This is a genomic window from Caballeronia sp. SL1002, assembly GCF_057814995.1.
Genome location: NZ_JBYMUW010000005.1, coordinates 208,028 through 225,825, shown reverse-complemented (window position 1 = coordinate 225,825; position 17,798 = coordinate 208,028). Strand labels below are relative to the sequence as shown.

Annotated in this window: 16 protein-coding genes; 7 read left to right on the top strand and 9 right to left on the bottom strand. The window is 64.6% G+C overall.

The window, feature by feature from the left end; genetic code table 11:
* Window positions 1-139: 139 nt before the first annotated feature.
* Both AC3D25_RS25505 and AC3D25_RS25500 read left to right on the top strand, forming a co-directional pair.
* Window positions 140-1,441, top strand: coding sequence for an MFS transporter (locus tag AC3D25_RS25505; protein WP_488891267.1), 1,302 nt, complete (start codon window positions 140-142; stop codon window positions 1,439-1,441).
* A 222-nt stretch (window positions 1,442-1,663) separates the two neighbouring features.
* Window positions 1,664-1,825: a hypothetical protein gene (locus tag AC3D25_RS25500; RefSeq protein WP_488891266.1), complete on the top strand. Its 162-nt coding sequence runs from the start codon at window positions 1,664-1,666 to the stop codon at window positions 1,823-1,825.
* Between the two features lie 100 nt (window positions 1,826-1,925).
* Here AC3D25_RS25500 and AC3D25_RS25495 read toward each other — a convergent pair whose 3' ends face one another.
* Together AC3D25_RS25495 and AC3D25_RS25490 are read right to left on the bottom strand one after the other, a co-directional pair.
* Complete coding sequence (locus AC3D25_RS25495) at window positions 1,926-2,198, bottom strand: hypothetical protein (protein WP_488891265.1); 273 nt, start codon at window positions 2,196-2,198, stop codon at window positions 1,926-1,928.
* 140 nt (window positions 2,199-2,338) lie between these two features.
* The gene (locus tag AC3D25_RS25490; RefSeq protein WP_488891264.1) at window positions 2,339-2,989 is read right to left on the bottom strand and encodes a hypothetical protein; all 651 of its coding nucleotides are present in this window, start codon (window positions 2,987-2,989) and stop codon (window positions 2,339-2,341) included.
* Window positions 2,990-3,345: 356 nt separating this feature from the next.
* Here AC3D25_RS25490 and AC3D25_RS25485 point away from each other — a divergent pair, with 356 nt between their 5' ends.
* The 4 genes from AC3D25_RS25485 (at window position 3,346) to AC3D25_RS25470 (ending at window position 7,924) form a co-directional block, all read left to right on the top strand.
* Window positions 3,346-4,332 (top strand): hypothetical protein, encoded by a 987-nt coding sequence (locus AC3D25_RS25485; protein ID WP_488891263.1) that lies wholly within the window; start codon window positions 3,346-3,348, stop codon window positions 4,330-4,332.
* Between the two features lie 266 nt (window positions 4,333-4,598).
* The gene (gene motA, locus AC3D25_RS25480) at window positions 4,599-5,468 is read left to right on the top strand and encodes a flagellar motor stator protein MotA (RefSeq protein WP_488891262.1); all 870 of its coding nucleotides are present in this window, start codon (window positions 4,599-4,601) and stop codon (window positions 5,466-5,468) included.
* A 15-nt stretch (window positions 5,469-5,483) separates the two neighbouring features.
* Entirely contained in the window at window positions 5,484-6,464 is a 981-nt protein-coding gene (gene motB / locus AC3D25_RS25475; protein WP_488891261.1) for a flagellar motor protein MotB, read from the top strand.
* A gap of 140 nt (window positions 6,465-6,604) precedes the next feature.
* Window positions 6,605-7,924 carry an Nramp family divalent metal transporter gene (locus AC3D25_RS25470; RefSeq protein ID WP_488891260.1) on the top strand — a complete coding sequence of 440 codons (1,320 nt, stop codon included), beginning with the start codon at window positions 6,605-6,607 and terminating at the stop codon, window positions 7,922-7,924.
* A gap of 186 nt (window positions 7,925-8,110) precedes the next feature.
* Here AC3D25_RS25470 and flhC read toward each other — a convergent pair whose 3' ends face one another.
* The 6 genes from flhC to AC3D25_RS25440 form a co-directional block, all read right to left on the bottom strand.
* A complete protein-coding gene (gene flhC / locus AC3D25_RS25465) occupies window positions 8,111-8,761 on the bottom strand; it encodes a flagellar transcriptional regulator FlhC (RefSeq protein ID WP_488891259.1) in 651 nt (216 codons plus the stop codon).
* Between the two features lie 19 nt (window positions 8,762-8,780).
* Window positions 8,781-9,098: a flagellar transcriptional regulator FlhD gene (gene flhD, locus AC3D25_RS25460; RefSeq protein WP_488890887.1), complete on the bottom strand. Its 318-nt coding sequence runs from the start codon at window positions 9,096-9,098 to the stop codon at window positions 8,781-8,783.
* Window positions 9,099-9,573: 475 nt separating this feature from the next.
* Window positions 9,574-10,788 (bottom strand): YeeE/YedE family protein, encoded by a 1,215-nt coding sequence (locus tag AC3D25_RS25455; protein ID WP_488891258.1) that lies wholly within the window; start codon window positions 10,786-10,788, stop codon window positions 9,574-9,576.
* Window positions 10,789-10,881: 93 nt separating this feature from the next.
* Complete coding sequence (locus tag AC3D25_RS25450) at window positions 10,882-12,198, bottom strand: glycosyltransferase family 9 protein (RefSeq protein ID WP_488891257.1); 1,317 nt, start codon at window positions 12,196-12,198, stop codon at window positions 10,882-10,884.
* A gap of 64 nt (window positions 12,199-12,262) precedes the next feature.
* A complete protein-coding gene (locus AC3D25_RS25445) occupies window positions 12,263-13,438 on the bottom strand; it encodes an acyl-CoA dehydrogenase family protein (RefSeq protein ID WP_488891256.1) in 1,176 nt (391 codons plus the stop codon).
* Window positions 13,439-13,594: 156 nt separating this feature from the next.
* Complete coding sequence (locus AC3D25_RS25440; protein ID WP_488891255.1) at window positions 13,595-14,740, bottom strand: purine-nucleoside phosphorylase; 1,146 nt, start codon at window positions 14,738-14,740, stop codon at window positions 13,595-13,597.
* 247 nt (window positions 14,741-14,987) lie between these two features.
* Here AC3D25_RS25440 and AC3D25_RS25435 point away from each other — a divergent pair, with 247 nt between their 5' ends.
* Complete coding sequence (locus AC3D25_RS25435) at window positions 14,988-15,362, top strand: hypothetical protein (protein ID WP_488891254.1); 375 nt, start codon at window positions 14,988-14,990, stop codon at window positions 15,360-15,362.
* Here AC3D25_RS25435 and AC3D25_RS25430 read toward each other — a convergent pair.
* Window positions 15,287-17,782: a mechanosensitive ion channel domain-containing protein gene (locus AC3D25_RS25430; RefSeq protein ID WP_488891253.1), complete on the bottom strand. Its 2,496-nt coding sequence runs from the start codon at window positions 17,780-17,782 to the stop codon at window positions 15,287-15,289. The two genes, AC3D25_RS25435 and AC3D25_RS25430, sit on opposite strands and share 76 nt — an antisense overlap.
* Between the last annotated feature and the right edge of the window lie 16 nt (window positions 17,783-17,798).

Genomic DNA, 17,798 nt, shown 5'->3' with positions numbered 1-17,798 from the left:
ACTTCCCCGTCGCGCACGCGGCCGCGGAGTTCGAGCTTCATCCAGGCGCTTATCCGGCGCATCGCGATTCCGCAGTCGGGCCCATGCCTAGTTCTACGCACCGCGCGTGGCTTTTTTCCTCTACCGACTCTTTTCACCGATGCAAGCAACCCCAATCGGCGGCGCCACGCCAGCCGTCGCCCGCCGTCTGACCGGCAGCGATTACAAGACCCTGTCGCTCGCCGCGCTCGGCGGCGCACTCGAGTTCTACGACTTCATCATCTTCGTGTTCTTCGCGCCCGTGATCGGCCAGTTGTTCTTTCCGCCGAGCGTTCCCGACTGGCTGCGCCAGTTGCAGACCTTCGGCATCTTCGCGGCGGGATATCTCGCGCGGCCGCTCGGCGGAATCGTCATGGCGCACTTCGGCGACCTGCTCGGCCGCAAACGCATGTTCACGCTGAGCGTGCTGCTGATGTCCGTGCCGACGCTACTGATGGGACTTTTGCCCACCTATGCGTCGATCGGCCTGTTCGCGCCCGTCCTGCTGCTCCTGTTCCGCGTGATGCAGGGCGCGGCGGTGGGCGGCGAAGTGCCGGGCGCCTGGGTCTTCGTCTCGGAACACGTCCCGAGCCGGCATGTCGGCTATGCGTGCGGCACGCTGACAGCGGGTCTCACCGCCGGCATCCTGCTCGGCTCGCTGGTCGCAGCGACGATCAACAAGAATTTCGCGGCGGCCGAAGTCACGGAATTCGCGTGGCGCATTCCGTTCCTGCTCGGCGGCGTGTTCGGCCTCTTTTCGGTGTATCTGCGGCGCTGGCTGCATGAAACGCCCGTGTTCGCCGAGTTGCAGAAACGCAAGTCGCTCGCCGCCGAGATTCCGCTGAAAGCCGTGCTGCGCGATCACCGGCGCGCTGTCGTCATTTCGATGCTGCTTACATGGATGCTGTCCGCCGCGATCGTCGTCGTGATTCTCATGACGCCGACGCTGCTGCAAAAGCAATTCAATTTCGCGCCCGCCACCGCGCTGATCGCCAACTGTCTCGCGACGCTCTGCCTCACCATCGGCTGCGTGACGGCCGGCGCGGTTGCGGGCCGGATCGGCGCGGGCAAGACGATTTTCATCGGTTGCGTCGCGCTCGGCGTTTCCTATTACGCGCTGTTCCAGCAACTGGCCGTCGATCCGTCCGTGCTGCTGCCGCTCTACGCCTTCACCGGCTTCACGGTCGGGGTGATCGGCGCGATTCCGTTCGTGATGGTCAAGGCGTTCCCGGCGGTCGTGCGCTTTTCGGGCATCTCGTTTTCGTACAACGTCGCATACGCGCTGTTCGGCGGCCTCACGCCGATCGTCGTCTCACTGATGATGAAATCGAACCCGATGGCGCCCGCGCTCTACGTCGGCGCGCTGTGCGTGATCGGCGCGGTGACGACGCTGTTCATCAAGGACGCGCCCGCGCCGCGCTGAAGCCTCCAAGCCAAAAAAGAAAGCCGGTCCGGACATATCCGGATCGGCTTTTTTGTGCGCCGCCGCGCGTGCGAGCCACGAAAGCGACAAACGCTACAGCAAACGCCACAAACGTCGCAAAAGTCGCAACGCCGTACGCCCGCGCCGGGAACGCCGGTTGCGAGCTGATTTAGCGCACGCCGGTGCAACGCGCGGCCCGCAGGCCGCTTCAGGAGAAACGCCATGTCGACGCCTGTCGACCCGCTCGATCCCGATCCCGATCCCGACGAACTCCGGGACCCGGACGCGCCGCCCAATCCCGACGATCCCGATCTTCCCGACGGCCCCGATTCCGCGACGCCGCTCGTTCCCGCCGATCCGAAAAACGGCGCACCGCGTCTGTAGCGCGCAACGGCCACGCAACAAGCAAGAATGCCCGCCCGGCGATCTCGCCGGGCGGGCATTCTTCGTTCTGAAACGGCAACCGGCGCGGCAGCGCCGGCCGTTACAAACTGGCCGTCTGCACTTCGCCTGTTTCGAGCGCGCGTTCGATCAACGCCTTTTGCTGCGCGAGCCGGACGGCATCGGCGACAAAACTTTCCGGCGCTTCCACTTCCGCCTTGATCGCGCCGATGATGCCTTCCGCGTCGATGATGACGAGCGACTCCGCCGAATCCGCCCGGCTGATGATGACGCGCTGCGGTCCGCCGCCTTCCGCGATACTGGCGCAAAACTTCATCGGCTGGCCGCCGATGGTCTGCTCGAATGTCTGGATCATCGTTGGGTCCGCCTTTCGTGTGAGTGAGTCGAGGCATGCGTGCCGCAAATGCCGCGCCTGCCTCATTTCATTGAGTCTCACTCGCGCGGGAGGTTCAACTTTTGTAAGTTTCGCGTCCGCGCGGCGGCGTCCCGCCCACGTTAAAAGCGATACGTCACGCCAAGCTGCACGACCGGATACCACTTGTAACGCTCGACGCTCTCGGTGATCTTGCGTTCCTGCTCGTCGATATTCGCCTGCGACGTAAAGCTCGAATAGATCGCCGGAACGTTGTACGAGACGCGCGGCTTGCCATACGCGACGCCCAGATCGAACGTGAAGCCGAAACCCTTCGATTGCGGCTTGTGACCGTAACCGATGCCGAGATACGGCATCACGGTCGGCAGCGTCGCCTTCGCGGACGGCGCCGCGCCGACGGCCGGCACGTAGTCGTCGCCGATCTTGTAATTGCCCTGCGCGTTCGGCGTCGAATGCGCGGTCAATTCGTCGTCGTTGATGAGCGCGCCGCCGGTCACGCGAAACGCGCTGCCGGAAAACGGGAACAAATCGAGATAAAGCCCGCCTTGCTTCAGGCTCAAATGGCCGTCGTAGCGGTTTTCGTCGACGTGTACGGCATGCGAGAAGCCCAACCCCTCCACTTCCGCGTGGACGCCGGCCCACGACGTCAACCCCATCGCGCCGCCGATCCCCAGACCCAGCGTGCCGCCGTGAACATACACTTCCTGCCCGTGAGCGGCCCCGGCCGACATCGCGAACGTTGCGGCCGCGGCCGCGCTCCAGACTTTCTTCACCGCACTTTCTCCGTTGTTGCCGGCTTTCCCGGTGACGCAACTTTACGGATTAACCCTTCACTTCAAATGCGCGAACAGGACCGCGAACACGGTCTAATTCGGTCCGCGCAAGAATTTGGAACACCTTGCCGGTCAAGGCTCCGCGGTCGATTATTCCGGTTAAACGTTTGCGCGCAGTGTCCACTGAATAGAGCTGGTTTATCCCGGTTATTCCACCGATTGCCGCGCATCCGGCCCTCCATAATCGCGGCATCGAAACGGACCGCGCATGAACGTGCGGCGCCGTTCGTCATGCGGCGCGACGCCGTGCCTTATTAGCCGTGCAGCGCGCGGCGCGAATTTCGACTGGAGCAGTTATGGGTGTGTATTCTGGATCGCGGCGCATGGCCGTGGCCGCCTCGGCGGGTCTTCTCTGCGCGTTCGCCCTTGCGGCGTGCGGCGGCGGATCGGCGAGCGACAGCCCGGTGAACAATCAGCTCAAGCTGTCGTCGTCGGTGCAAAGCGCGCACGTCGCGAAGTACGCGGCTGCGTTTGGCGTGCTGGCGGGACCGGGCGTCGCGACGGTCTTCACCTCGATCGGCGATTCCTTCGTCGCGGCCGCGCTCACCGGCACCGCCGCGAGCACGGTGGCGTGCGCGGCGGGCGGCACGGCGAACGTGCTGGCGCAGAACGCGACCACGGCCGGCCTGCGGGCGGGCGAAAGCGGCACGGTGACATTCGCGGCGTGCAAGGGCCAGGTGAACGTGCCGGCCATTTCGGGCGACGCGTCGGTGGATGGCGTCGTTAGCGTGCAGATTCAGGCAGTGACCGGCACGATCGGCGACGATACGGCCGACTGGTCCTACACGGCGACCGAAACACTCACCAATCTCAAGGCGACGACCACCGGCGGCACGACCACGATGAACGGCGCGCTGACCTACACGGTCGCGCACAGTGTCGCGACCGGTCTCACGATCACCACTGCCAGCGCGCCGACGGTTGCGATCGACCGCACGCAATCCAGTTCGAACGGCTCGATCACCGGCACGATTTCGATCGCCGGGCTGTCGTTCGTGCGTACCGCGAGCGCGAATCCGGCGTCCGAGACGCTCGCGGCCGTCGCCAATGTCACGATCCGCGCGAGCGACGTGGTCATGGCGTTCGACGTGACGACGCCCACGCCCGTCACGCTCGCCAACGGCGATATCAGCGCGGGCACCGTGGAACTGACCACGGTCGATGCGACGGAAACCGTCACCGCCATCAACGCAACCACCTTCGCGCTGACCGCGAAATCGGGCAGCGCGACCGGTTCCTACACGGTGGATGCGAGCGAATTCGACTCGATCGTCGGCGGCTGAACGCCTTTGCGCGGTTGACCTAAACAATAGTCTGATTAATCCGTCGACCGAACGCAGCGCGCGTTCGATCGGCGGCTTTTTTGCTAAAAACGCCCGCAAGACCGCAAAAATTACGCGCGCAGCAATAGCGCTCCGTAAAGAATCCTGCCCCGCACCCTAAATGTCATCGCCTGTCTGCCGTTAAGGTCTTAGACGACTTCGCACGTGCCATGAACCCAATTGCGGCGTGGCACGGCGGCGAATTTAGGGACTCTCGCGGAGAAAACATGTTTGTCGCTATCGGTTGGATATTGGTCATCGGCTCGGTGATCGGAAGTTTCATGGGCGTGGGCGGGCACCTGGCCGCGCTCGTGCAGCCTTTTGAATTGCTGTGTATTTTCGGCGCGGCCGTCGGCGCATTCGTGGTTTCGAATCCGCCCGCTACGCTCAAGAAAACGCTGGCGGCCTTGCCGACCGCTTTCAAGGGCACCGCGTACACGAAAGCCGTGTACGTGGAACTGATCGCGCTGCTGTACGAGCTGCTTCAGAAAGCGCGCAAGGAAGGCATGATGGCGCTCGAAGCGGATGTCGACGCGCCGGAAAACAGCCCGCTGTTTCAGAAATACGAACACGTGCTGAAGGATCACCACCTGCTGGATTTCATCGTCGATTATCTGCGCATGATGTCGAGCGGCAACGTGAACGCGATGGAAGTCCAGGACCTGATGGACGAGGAACTGGAAACGCACCACGCGGAAAGCACGGTTGCGGCCAACGCGATCCAGAAAATGGCCGATGGCCTGCCGGCGTTCGGTATCGTCGCCGCGGTGATGGGCGTGGTTCACACGATGGGCTCGGTCGGCGCGCCGCCCGCCGTGCTCGGCGAGATGATCGCCGGTGCGCTGGTTGGTACGTTCCTCGGCATTTTGCTGGCTTATGGCTTCTTCGGGCCGCTCGCCGATTTGCTCAACGCCAAGGGCCAGGCCGAATCCAAGCCGTTCCAGTGCGTGAAATCCGTCCTGCTCGCGTCGATGAACGGCTACGCGCCGACCATCGCCGTGGAGTTCGGCCGCAAGGTGCTGTTCACCGCGGACCGCCCGAGCTTCAAGGAACTCGACGACGCCGTGCGCGCCACGAAGTCGCCGAAATCCGCTTAACACGAGGCTGCGAACATGGCTGAAAGACCTTCACGCGACCCGCTGCAATCGGTACTCGCACCGACCGTCATCGTGCGCCGCAAGAAGAAGGGCGGCGGCCATGGCGGCCATCACGGCGGCGCATGGAAGATCGCCTACGCCGACTTCGTCACGGCGATGATGGCCTTCTTCCTGCTGATGTGGCTGCTCGGATCGACGTCGAAATTCGACAAGCAGGGTATCGAGGATTACTTCAACACCCCGCTCGCCTCGGTCTTCGGCGGCACGGAAGGCAGCGGCGCGGCGCGCTCCAGCGTCATCAACGGCGGCGGGCGCGACATGTCCACCCAGCAGCCTATGGAAACCAACGCGCGTCCGCAAGTCACGCCGGTCGCGGCCCGCGCGGCGGTGGCGGCGGAAGATTTGCAGCGGCTCCAGCAGCTCAAGCAGAAGCTCACCGCGCTGATCGAAAATACGCCGGCGCTGCGCGCGTTCAAGGACCAGATCCGTATCGCGATCACGAGCGAAGGACTGCGCATCGAGATCGTCGATTCGCTGAAGCGGCCGATGTTCGCCTCCGGCAGCTCGCGCCTCGAAAGCTATGTCACGACCATCCTGACGCAGATCGGCGCGTCGCTGAACGACGTCGATAACCGGGTGTCGATTGCCGGACACACCGACGCCGTGCCCTACTCGGGCGGCCAGGCCGGCTACTCGAACTGGGAATTGTCGAGCGAGCGCGCGAACGCCGCGCGCCGCGCGCTGGTCGCGGGCGGCATGAACGAAACCAAGGTGCTGCAGGTGCGCGGTCTGTCCGACGTGCTGCCGCTCAACAAGGACGTCGCCGACGAACCGACCAACCGCCGGATCAGTATTCTCGTGCTCAACAAGGCCGCGGAAATGGCGTTCTTCAAGGACGGCGGCCGGACGACAGCCGACGACGCATTGCCCGCCAGCGCCGTCTCGGCGGTGACTGCGGCTGCGGCCGGATCGACGCTGCCGCACGTGGTCAAGTAGTCGCCCAGCCTTTACTTGTGCAAACGCCGCCTCGATTCGAGGCGGCGTTTTTTATTGGCGCGCGCGAACGCTTTAAAAAATGCGATTTTCGACAATAATGCTGCACCACCCGATTTTCGCCGACTCAAGGAAACCGCCCGTTGTCCTTCAAGCTGCCGACCACCGCCACCGCGCCGTTCTGTCCGTCCGAAGTCAAAGGCACCGTCGACGTGCCCGCCGGCGCGCCGTTCTGGAAAAAGATTGCGCAATTCGCCGGCCCCGGCCTGCTCGTGTCGATCGGCTACATGGACCCCGGCAACTGGGCGACCGATATCGAGGCCGGGTCGCGCTACGGCTACAACCTGCTGTTCGTGGTCGTGCTGTCGAGCCTCGCGGCGATGGCGCTGCAGTCATTGAGCATGCGGCTCGGTATCGTCACGGGCCGCGATCTCGCGCAACTGTCGAGCGAGCGTTACTCGAAACCCGTCGCCCGCGCGCAGTGGATCCTGGCCGAAATATCGATCATCGCGTGCGATTTGGCCGAGGTGCTCGGCGGCGCGCTCGCGTTCCACCTTCTGTTCGGCTGCTCGCTGATGTGGGGCGTGATTTTCACCGCGTTCGACACGCTGATCGTGCTCGGGCTGAAGGGCAAGAACTTCCGCGACCTCGAAGCCATCATGCTCGGCCTGATCGCGACCATCGGGCTGGGTTACGTGATCGAGCTCGCGCTCGTCAAGCCGCACTGGCCGGCCGTGTTGCAGGGGCTCGTGCCTTCGTGGCAAGCGGTCAGCGGACGCGAGCCGCTCTACCTCGCCATCGGCATCCTCGGCGCGACCGTGATGCCGCACAACCTGTACTTGCATTCGTCGATCGTGCAGACGCGTGTCGTCAAGCGCACGCCGTCGAGCTTGTTATCGGCCATTCGCCTGTCGCGCATCGACACCATCGCCGCGCTGTTTCTCGCGCTGCTCATCAACGCGGCGATCCTGATTCTGGCGGCGTCCGCGTTTCACGCCACCGGCCACACGCAAGTGACCGAGATCGAAGATGCGTACAAGCTGCTCGCGCCGATCGTCGGCAGCGGGCTCGCCGCCGTCCTGTTCGCCGTGACGCTGCTCGCTTCCGGCCAAAGCTCGACGTTTACCGGCACGATCGCGGGCCAGGTCATCATGGAAGGCTTTTTGAAGCTGAAGATTCCGTGCTGGCAGCGCCGCTTCGTCACGCGCGCGCTCGCGCTGATTCCGGCGGTGATCGGCGTCGCCATGCTCGGTAACGGCGCGGTCGGCAAGTTGCTGGTAGCGAGTCAGGTGGTGTTGAGCCTGCAACTGCCGTTCGCGCTGTATCCGCTGATCCGGATGACGAGCGACCGCTCGCTCATGGGCGAATTCGCCAACCGGTCATGGACGAAGGCGATTGTGTGGACGCTGTTCGCGGTGATAACGGCAGCGAATGCGTGGCTGGTCGTGCAGACGGTGACGTAGGCGGCGACGTAGGCGACGGGCATGGCGGGCGGTTGAATATCGTTGAACCCGCCGCGCGGCATCGCCAAAAAAGCAAAAAGCCCGCCGAACCTCTGGCGAGCCCAAAAAATAAAACCCGGTAGCGGCACTAGGAACGCTTCCCGTCCGTAAAACGGCCGGTCCTCGAAGCCTTCCCACCGCTACCGTTCAAGCAGCCCGTGCGACCGGACCGTCTATTCGCGGTTGTGACATCACCGCGTGTTCGAGCGCCGTTTCCTCCAGCACTTCATTATCGATCACCACCTCCAGAACGGCTTCTCGGGACGCCTCACGGGCGGCCGCCGCTTTCTTGGTCTTCCCCGCGCGTGACGGCGGCTGGCAGGCCCCGCACACCACGTTGTTCTGCAAATCATGTTTGTGCGCCACGAACTTGCCGGTGCAGCGGCAGCACCGCGTCATCTGCAACATGTCGGCGTCGAAAAAGCGCACTAAGGTCCAGGCCCGCGTCAAATCGAGTACCGCCTCGACACCGCTATGCGTGCAGTGTTCGAGATACAGCCGATACCCTTTAGTCAAAGCATCGAGGTGCGAACAGCCCGCCTCTTTCTTCAGAAACACATACGTGTTGTAAAACAGCGATGCGTGGATGTTCGCCAGCCACGTCATGTACCAGTCGGCCGAAAACGGCAGCATGCCCTTGGGCGGCGACATGCCCTTCACCTCGCGATACAACCGGATCATCCGGTCGCGCGACAGCGTCAATTCGCTTTCGAGCACCTGCATCCGCGCGCCCAGTTCGATCAGGGCGATGGCGCGAAACACTTCTTGTGCGTCTTCGGTGAGGCTTTTCTTCAACATGGCTCGCTCCGTCTCTCTCTTAAGCGAACTGTTCGGCGGGTTGGCCGGCCAGCAGAATTGCGGCGTGCGTCGACGCGATATTCGCGTGTTTCGCGGGCTGCGTGAGAGCGGACAGCATCGAGTGATCGTTGAAGCGGAAAAAGCACAGCAGTTGATCGGAACCGGCGAGCTTCACGACCTGAGCCAGCGTCAAGCCGGAAAGCAAGTCGGCGAGTTCCGCCGACAAACCGAGCCGAAACATGCCGACGGCGCGGTCTTCGCGCAGCATGCGCTGAGCGAGCATGATGTACGACAAATTGATTTCGCGGATCGAATCCAGCGTTTCACGACCGTTCATGTTCCAGCTTCCGATAAAACCCCGAACTTGGCCGGCATTTTTTGCCGATATATTTTTTTGCGCCTCGCCGGGCGCTGATTTGCCCGGTTACATAAATCTTGATACAGGCCGTTACAACTTGTAACAACACTGTGAAACGGATTGTAAGTACCGCCAAACGGGAAAGCAAGGGCATCTCAATAATATTTTCCCGGAAAACAACACTGCCTTTTCGGTAAAAGTTTCGGCGCTTTGTAACAGGCAAAATTAACCGCTTTATTGTTATGACAAATACAAGAAAACGCGGGTTTTCCAGTATTCGGATAATGATTTAGCGACTTGATTGGAGATAAAACGAGCGCGCCCAGCCGGGGGTTGACCGCGCCCGTTTAAATGACAGAATCGGCCCGGAAAGGCCGATGCAGATGAATTAGTCAGGCAACTATCGCCTGACATTTAAATACGGTGATTACGCAAAAGGAATGCTTGCGAACGATTAACACGCAGTCGGTTGAGCGCGTTCCACGGTGAGTCCGAACCACGGCCGCAATCGCGTGCCGACGACATTCCCGAAGAATGCCGCGACGAGCCAAACCCATCCGTGCAGGCTGCCCGAAACGATTCCGCTGAAATACGCGCCGATATTGCAGCCATAAGCGAGCCGCGCGCCATAACCGAGCAGCAACCCGCCGACAACCGCCGCGACCAGCGAGCGCAACGGCACTTTCCAGACAGGCGCGTATCGGCCCGCCAGCGCGGCCGCGAGCATCGCGCCGAGCACGATGCCGATATCCATGACGGAAGTCACATCGCGCGAAACCGGCGCTGCGAGCGCGGCGGCGTTCGCCTGGCTCATCCAATACGGCCAGTGCGCGACGTCGATCCCCAAGCTCGCCGCCCCCTTCGCGCCCCACAGCGCAAACGCGGACGTGATGCCCCAGGGACGGCCGGACAGCGCGAGCGTCGCGAAATTCAGCACGGCGAGGGCGATCGCGCCCGCCACGAGCGGCCACGGCCCGTGCAGCCACGGCGACGCATGCGGCGGCTGCGTATGCGCGGGCACGAGCCGCCCGTGCCGGCGCTTTTCCACGACAACCGTCACCGCCGCGATCGCCGCGAACAATGCCCAGTTGAGCGCCAGCGCCGGCCCCGCGCCGAGCGTCTTGACGAGCGAAACGGGCTTGAGCGACGGCAGCGCGCTCCAGAACGGCATGTGCGCGGTCGCGATCACCGATCCCGCGATGAAGGCGATCAGCGTCACGATCATCCGCGTGCTGCCGCCGCCGACCGTATACAGCGTGCCGGACGCGCAACCGCCGCCGAGCTGCATCCCGATGCCGAAGATAAACGCGCCGAACAGAACCGAGGTGCCCGCCGGCGATACGAGTCCCGTCACCGGCATGCCGAACAGCGTGCCCGCCGAGAGCGCCGGGAAAAACAGCGCCACGCCGACGGCGAGCATGACCATCTGCGCGCGCAGGCCCGCGCCACGGCCATCGGCGATAAAAACCCGCCACGCCGACGTAAAGCCGAACGCCGCGTGATAAAGCGCGACGCCGAGCAGTGCGCCGACCACATAAAGCGCCGCTTGTCGGGCGTTGACGGTTTGCGCCAGATAAAGCGCGCCGAGCACGATCAGGCCGGCGGAGATGCCGAGCGGCTTCGGATCGATGTCGAAACGCCGTGGTAGAGGGGATGCGAAATCAGACATGGAAGGCTCCGTCGATGAAAATCCGGCCGCGTGAGATGAACGCGGTCCTGAACGCGATATTTTCGCGCGTTTGCGCGGGCGTTGCTGCATGGCTCACCGACGCGCGGCGCGCTCCGCCAGTTCCGCCGCGATACGCTCAACCACCGGCGCCCACGCGCCCGGCGCGCTCTGCCGGAACAGGCGCACGGAGTCGTACCACGGCTGGCTTTCCGCAATGCCCCAACACCAGTGCGACGCGTAATCGATCATCGCGAGCACCGGCCGCCCGAGTGCACCGCCCAGATGCAGCGGCGCGCTGTCGATCGTGACCAGCGCGTCGAGCGTGGTCAGCAGCGCGGCCGAATCGTGGAAGTCTTCCGTGAAATGCGCCGTGACATCGAAGACGGACGCGCCCGCCGCCCGCATCGCGGCGACATCGGCGTCGCGGCCCGGCGCGACCGGGTAGTAATCGACGTTGGGAAGTTGCCAGAGCGGCGCGAGCGCATCGAGCGGAATGGTCCGCTGGCCGTCGCGCCGGTGCGTCGGACTGCCCGCCCAAGCCAATCCCACGCGATACCGACCCGGCTGCACGCCCAACGCCTCGCGCCAGTGTTCGACACGCGCGGGTTCTGCATGCAGATACGCCCGCCCGTCGATCTCGCCGGGCAGCACGCCGAGCCAGTGCGCCATGCTCATGAGCGGGACGGTGAAGTCCGTACCCGCGAAATCGTGCCGCTCCAGCGCGACGCAGCCGGGCACATAGCGGCGCAGCAGCGAATGCAGCACCGCGCGGCACGCGAGCACGCACTCGCCGCCGCGCGCCTCGACCGCGCTGGCGAAACGCCGGTACAGACGCACGAACTGGAGATCGTCGCCGTGTCCGAGTTCGCTGTACACCACGAGACGCCGCCCCGCGAGATTCTGGCCCCGCCAGCGCGGCGCGTGCGCCTCGATCACCCGCACGACGTTCTGCGCCTCCCGATTCGCGCGTTCGAGACGCCGCTCGTAACGCGCCCAGCCTTCGCGCCACGCGCCGCGCCGGAGTTCCAGTTCGGCCAGCTCGACGCCAATCGCATCGCTGTCAGGCGCGGCAGCCGTCGCGACGCGATAGAGCGCTTCGGCTTCGTCGTAACGGCCTTGCTCGGCGAGATACACCGCGATTGCGCCGGTGACGAGGCCGTCGCCGGGCGCGTGGGCGGCGGCTTCCTGCATCGTGCGGCATGCGGCGACGGGGTCGAACCGTTGCCACTGGCTATGGCTCAGTTGCCAGGAAAGCTCAGGGTTGCCGGGAAAGTGTGTCAGGGCGGCGGCGCAGAACGCGCCGAGCGCGGTCCAGTCGCGCGCCGCGCGGAGTGCGAGCGCGGCGTTCAGCGCGGCGGCGGGACCGGATGTGTAGACATCCTCAGATTCGACGAACGGGGCAGCGGACATGATAGAGACGAATCGACGGGGAAACCTTCGAGTCTATCCGCCGCTTTTGCCCCGACTGCGTCCGTCAGTTGTAAAGATTTGCCTCGGGCAAGATATTCGACAGCGCGTAACGTCCGATGGCGCGCAACTTATAGTCGAGCGGATCGTGCAGCGTATGCACGCGCGCGTTGCGCCAGAAGCGGTCGAGCGCGAGTCCGGCGTGCGTCGCCCGCGCGCCGCATGCGTCGAAGAGCGCCTCGCTCACGTCGAGCGCGGCGCGGTGCGCGAGCACCTTGGCCTCCGCGGTCGCCAGCGCCACGCGCGCGCGTTCTTCCTCGCTGAGCGCCGCGCCGCGATCCCACGCCGCGTCGAGCGCTTCGGCGGCGCGCGTCGCAAGCGCCTCGGCGCTCACGGTCTTCAGGCGCATTTCGGCAAAGCGGTGCAACTGGTAGGGATCGTCGGTGGCGTCGGTTACGTTCGAATGAATCCACGGCCGCCCGTTTTGCACGACATAATCGCGCGCCTCGGCGAGCGCGCCCTCGGCAATGCCGACAAACAAATTCGTCAGCACGAGTTGCGATACGAGCGTGCGCAAGGTGGCGCGCGGCGTCGGCGGATTCTCCGAGCGATGCAGCACGTCCTCCGCCCGCACCTCCACGTTTTCGAACGACACGCTGCCGCTATCCGTCTGGCGCTGGCCGATCGGATCCCAGTCGTCGTGCACGGTGATGCCGGCGCGCGTGGTCGGCACGATGGCGAATATCGGCTTGCCGGTCGCGGGATCCTGAGCGGTCAGGGTCATCATCTGCGAACCGACCGTGCCGGAGCAAAAGCCCTTCACGCCGTCGATCCGGTAGCCGCCGCCCGGCACCGCTTGCGCGACAAGCCGCGTATCGAGCGGATTCACCGCGTTGCCCCACCACCAGCGGTTCTCGACCGTGCCGCGCAGATACCGCTCGCGCTGCGCCTCGTTGCCCCAGACGGCGACGCTCACGATCTGCAGGTAGGTAAAGCCGAGCAGATGCGCAAGCGCGCTATCGACCCGGGCGATCGCGCGGATCGTCGCGTACGCATCCACCCAGCGCGCGCCCTGCCCGCCGTAAGCGCGCGGAACGGCGAGCGTGAGCAAGCCTGCATCGGCGATCAACTGTTTCTCGCGCGCCGCATGACCGCCCGCGCGGTCGCGCTGCCGCGCCGTTTCCCGGAGCGCGGCGAGCAATTCGTCGAGCTGCGGGGTGTCGATAGCGTGGTGATCGGTCATGCGGTCTCCGTTATCCGTGGCGGCGCGAGGCGCGAGGCAAGCCTTAAAGCGCGCGACGCCAGAAGGCCAACATGATAGAAGTCCGCCCCCGCCCGCGCTACGAAGCGTTTCGTCGATACAAATCGCCGCCGCCGATAACGGCCGATGCCACTGCGCTTACCGGCGCGGCACGCCGTCGCGCCATTCGCTCCAGTGCGTGACGATATCCTGCACAAGCGGATTCCCGGCGAGATAAAGATTCGCGATTGCAGGCACGAAACCGCCTTGCGTCGCGTAATTGACGAGATTATCCGCTGCCGTCTGTCCATCGTAAGGCCGGTCGAAATCCGATCCCGAGCGCAACGCCGCCACCCGGTTCAAGTCCACCCGATGCGTGCTCGCCGCCCGCTTGAGCGCCTCGTACGTGGCGTTGTCCTCCTGCTGCGTCGTGCAATAAACGCCCTTGCCATCGGTGAGCTGGCGCGTCCAGTAGCGCGCGCGTTCGCCGATTTCCTTGCCCGACCACCACGTATCGCCCGCGAGCGTGTCGCACTGAATCACTTTCGGCGGCAGATTCGCCGGCGCGTAGCCGTATTTGACCCGCGCCTTTTGCGCGTCCGAGCTGTCGCTCAGCACGACATTGCGTGAAAGCGCATAAGCCGCGTTCGCAAGATCGGGATTCAACTGGAACACTTCGGTGCGGTAGTCGAGCGGCGGCTTTTGGTCCGGCGCTTTCGTGTTGATGCCGAGGAAGCCGCTCGGCCAGCTATCCGGCTTCTCGCGCGCGTCGATTTCCCACTGAATGCCGAAATCGACGAGATATTTCGCCCACGCAGCCGAGCCGAGCGTGCCCTGCGCCGGATCGATGCCGGCGATGCCCGCGATCATGAAATACGTGCGGCGCAAGTCGAATTTATCGGAGAACGTAAGCGCCATCAGCGATGCCGCCGCGTTCGCGTGACCCATACCCGTCGTCATCACGCAGACGTCCTGACGGTTGCAATGCACATCGGGATAATCCGGCGACAAGCCCGGCACGGCGACGGTCTGCCACGGCCCGAGATTGTCGAGCCAGACCTGTCCTTCGGGACCGAACATCGAGATGATCATCACCTTCACGTGCCGGCCGCCGTGTCCGCCTTCGCCGCCGCCCCAACCGCCGCTGTGGAAGCTGCGCGCGTCGTCGTCGTCCTGCGCAAACGTTGGCGCGCACGCGCCGAAAAGCGTCGTTGTCGCGACTGCGCTTATAGCCAGGACGCGCAGCAAGCGCCGACGCGTAGTGCGGGATACCGAACGACCGATCGACGTGACGAGTTTTTTCATCTTGGCGGCACCGTTTAGGTTGACTGCGGTTTCATTTTCGATAAGCGCGCCCGCTGCACGCTGCGGCGCGCTTGGCTTGCCGTCCGATTATAGATTTGAAAAAAAGGCTGTAAGCAACGGAAATAGGTGCGCGAAGCCGACCGCGCGCGGCATGCGTTTTGCGGCGTTGCACTGCGGCACGGATTGCGCATTCCGCAACGCGCTCGCCGCGCTATAGTGGCGGACCGTAAGTTCGCGAGCCCATTCGATGACCGATACCACAGCGTCCGCCGCCGCCACGATGATCGAAGCGTTTCATCGGAGCCGCATTGAAGACGCGCAGCAGGTCGAACTGTGGCTGGAGGAATCCGGCGATTGCGCGGTCGCGTTGCAGGCGATATGGTCGGAGGGCGAACATCATCGCGGTCACGCGCGCATTGCGATGGACCGGCTCGTCGCGCTGGCGGACCGGTATCGCGTGATGCTTACTCTGGTGCCGCGTCCGCTCGATCCGAAAGGTCCGGCCGAGGATCGCCACGCGCCCGACGCGGACGCGCTCGAAGCGTTCTACGAACGGCTCGGATTCGAACGCAGCGGCGGCGAGTTCGAGGGATCGCCGGTGCTGGTGCGCCCGCCGCGCTGATCGGGCGACGCCTGTGCCGTATCGTCGGCCGGCGGCTGCGTTCCGTTCAAGATCACGAAGTTACGCTGCGGATTCGCAATCTCGATCCCCCGGGCCGTGAATTCGTTGAGCACGCGGCGGTTGAATTCGCGCTGCACGGACCACCGCGCGCTGTCGCGGCACTGGATCTGGCCCGCGAGCGTCACGCTCGATCCATCGACCGCATCCACGCCCCAAAAACTGAAATCGGACAGGATGCCGTCCTTGAACGCATCGTCCTGACGCAGCGCTCCGCCGATTTCTTTCAGCGTCGCGGTCGCGAGTTCGACGTCCTGGCCGAGCGCGATCGACACGCGCACCGCCGCATTGCCGATCCCGCGATTCGTGTTGTTCACCGTCGAAACCGAACTGAACGGCACGGTGTAAAGCGAGCCATCGCCGCCGCGCAGACGCACCGTGCGGATAGACAGATACTCCACCGTCCCCGACACGCCCGCGAGCGTGACCCAGTCGCCGACCTGCATCGCGTTTTCCATCAACAGGAAGATGCCGGTGATCAGATCCTGCACGAGTTTTTGCGAGCCAAACCCGAGCGCCACGCCGAAGATGCTCGCGCTTGCGAGCAGCGGCGCGGTGTTCACGCCGATCTCGCTGAGTCCGGTCAGCACGACCACCAGCGCGATCACGATAAAGAGCGCGGTGCGCATCATCGGCAAGAGCGTGCGCAGGCGCGCGGCACGCAGACGGTCGCCGCTCGTGTGCCACGCTTCGAGCCGCCGCTCGACCATCACGTTCGCGCCTTCCCAGACGAGCACCGCGAACACGGCCGCGACCGCAATCGTCACGAGCGCCGACGCAAGCCGATGACCGACACCGCCCGCCGTGAAGAACTGGAGAATGTGAATGCCCCACACTTGCAACAGCGCAATCACCGTCACCAGTCCGATCAGCGTCTGCACGGCGCGCCGCAAAAACGGATAGTAGCGATACGCGTGGCGATGCACGATCGAACGGTTCGCGTCGTCGTCTTCGTCAGCGGCGTGGAAGACGCGGCCTAGTGCACCGAACGCGACGATCGCCAGGACGCGCGCGGCCACCAGCACGATCACCGAAACGAAACCGAGGTGAAACAGCGTGCGATAGCCGTTCTGCACATCGAGCGCCCAGATGAACCACAGCGCGAACACGACGAACACCGCGATCCCGGCCCACGCGTCGGCGAACCAGTTGCCGAGCAGCGCCATCGACCGATGCGACGCGGCGCGTTCGCGAATGCGCGCGCCCACGCTCGTGCGGCACTGGAGAATCACCACGGCGACCAGCACGTGAGCGATCAGCGCGACGGCCTTGAGAATGGCCGCGTGCGCATCCTCCGACAACCCGAGCGGCTCCGCGCCGTTCGCGAGCGCGACGCCCGCGCCCGCGATCACCACAATGCGCACCACCCAGTCATGGGTGAACGCCGCCGATGCATCGCGCATCTGGATCAACCGCAAACCCGGCGCGGCGGGCGCGACAAAAAACCCGCTTACGATAACGATGCTGCGACACACCAGATAAACGTCGATCAGCGCCGCTGCGGCTTGCGCTTCGACCGTGCCGTCGTCGATGAAAATCGACATGAGGAGCGTCGCCGCCGCGAGAAACACCGCGAGCGGCGCGATGGCGAGCAACGTGTAGAGCAGCGCGCTCGGCAGACGTTGCAGCAGCGTCCAGTGGCGCGCCGCGTGACGCTGGCCGCGCGCGGTATCGGTCTTTTTCTCCGCGATCTGCAGCGCGGCTTCGTCGCCGCTGCGCTCGGCCACAGCCTCTGCGCGAACCGCCGCGTTTTCCTCGCGCGCCAGATCCGGCTCGGCCACGTCGGCATCGACCACGCCGCGCGCCGCGATCCGCGCGCGCGGACGCCGCAGAAAATGCGTACAACCGGCTTCGAGCAGGAGCGCCGGAATCAGCGAAAGCAGGACCGTCCAGACGACATGCAACACCACCGCGCGCGCCGACGCGCTCGCCGTGCGCTGCTGCCACCACGCGACGACCGAGTTGTAATCGAGCAGTGCAGCCATCGAGCGATGCAGCCCCGCGCCGATCATGACGACCCAGTGACCGGCCTGATGCGACAACTGCGACGCGAGACCGTTACTTGTCAGCGACTTGGCGAGCACGCCGGACGCGCCGCTGGCCGGTTCGGCGGCGGACGCGGCGGCGGCCGCCGAAGCTGTCTGCGGCGGCGTGGCGAGCGCGCCGGCGGCGGCGACCGCGCGCAGCGTGTCTTCGATTTGCGCGCGGCGTTTGGGATCGTTGAGCGCCGCGAGCGCGTCGTGCGCCTGCTGCGGTGTGAGCGAAACCGGTGCGGGATTCGGCGTGCTCGCGGCAGCGTATGCGTGAGACGACAGAAGCGCCGCGAGGGCGAAGAAAACGAAGGCGATTATAGATTTGCGCATAAGCCGGAATGAGAAC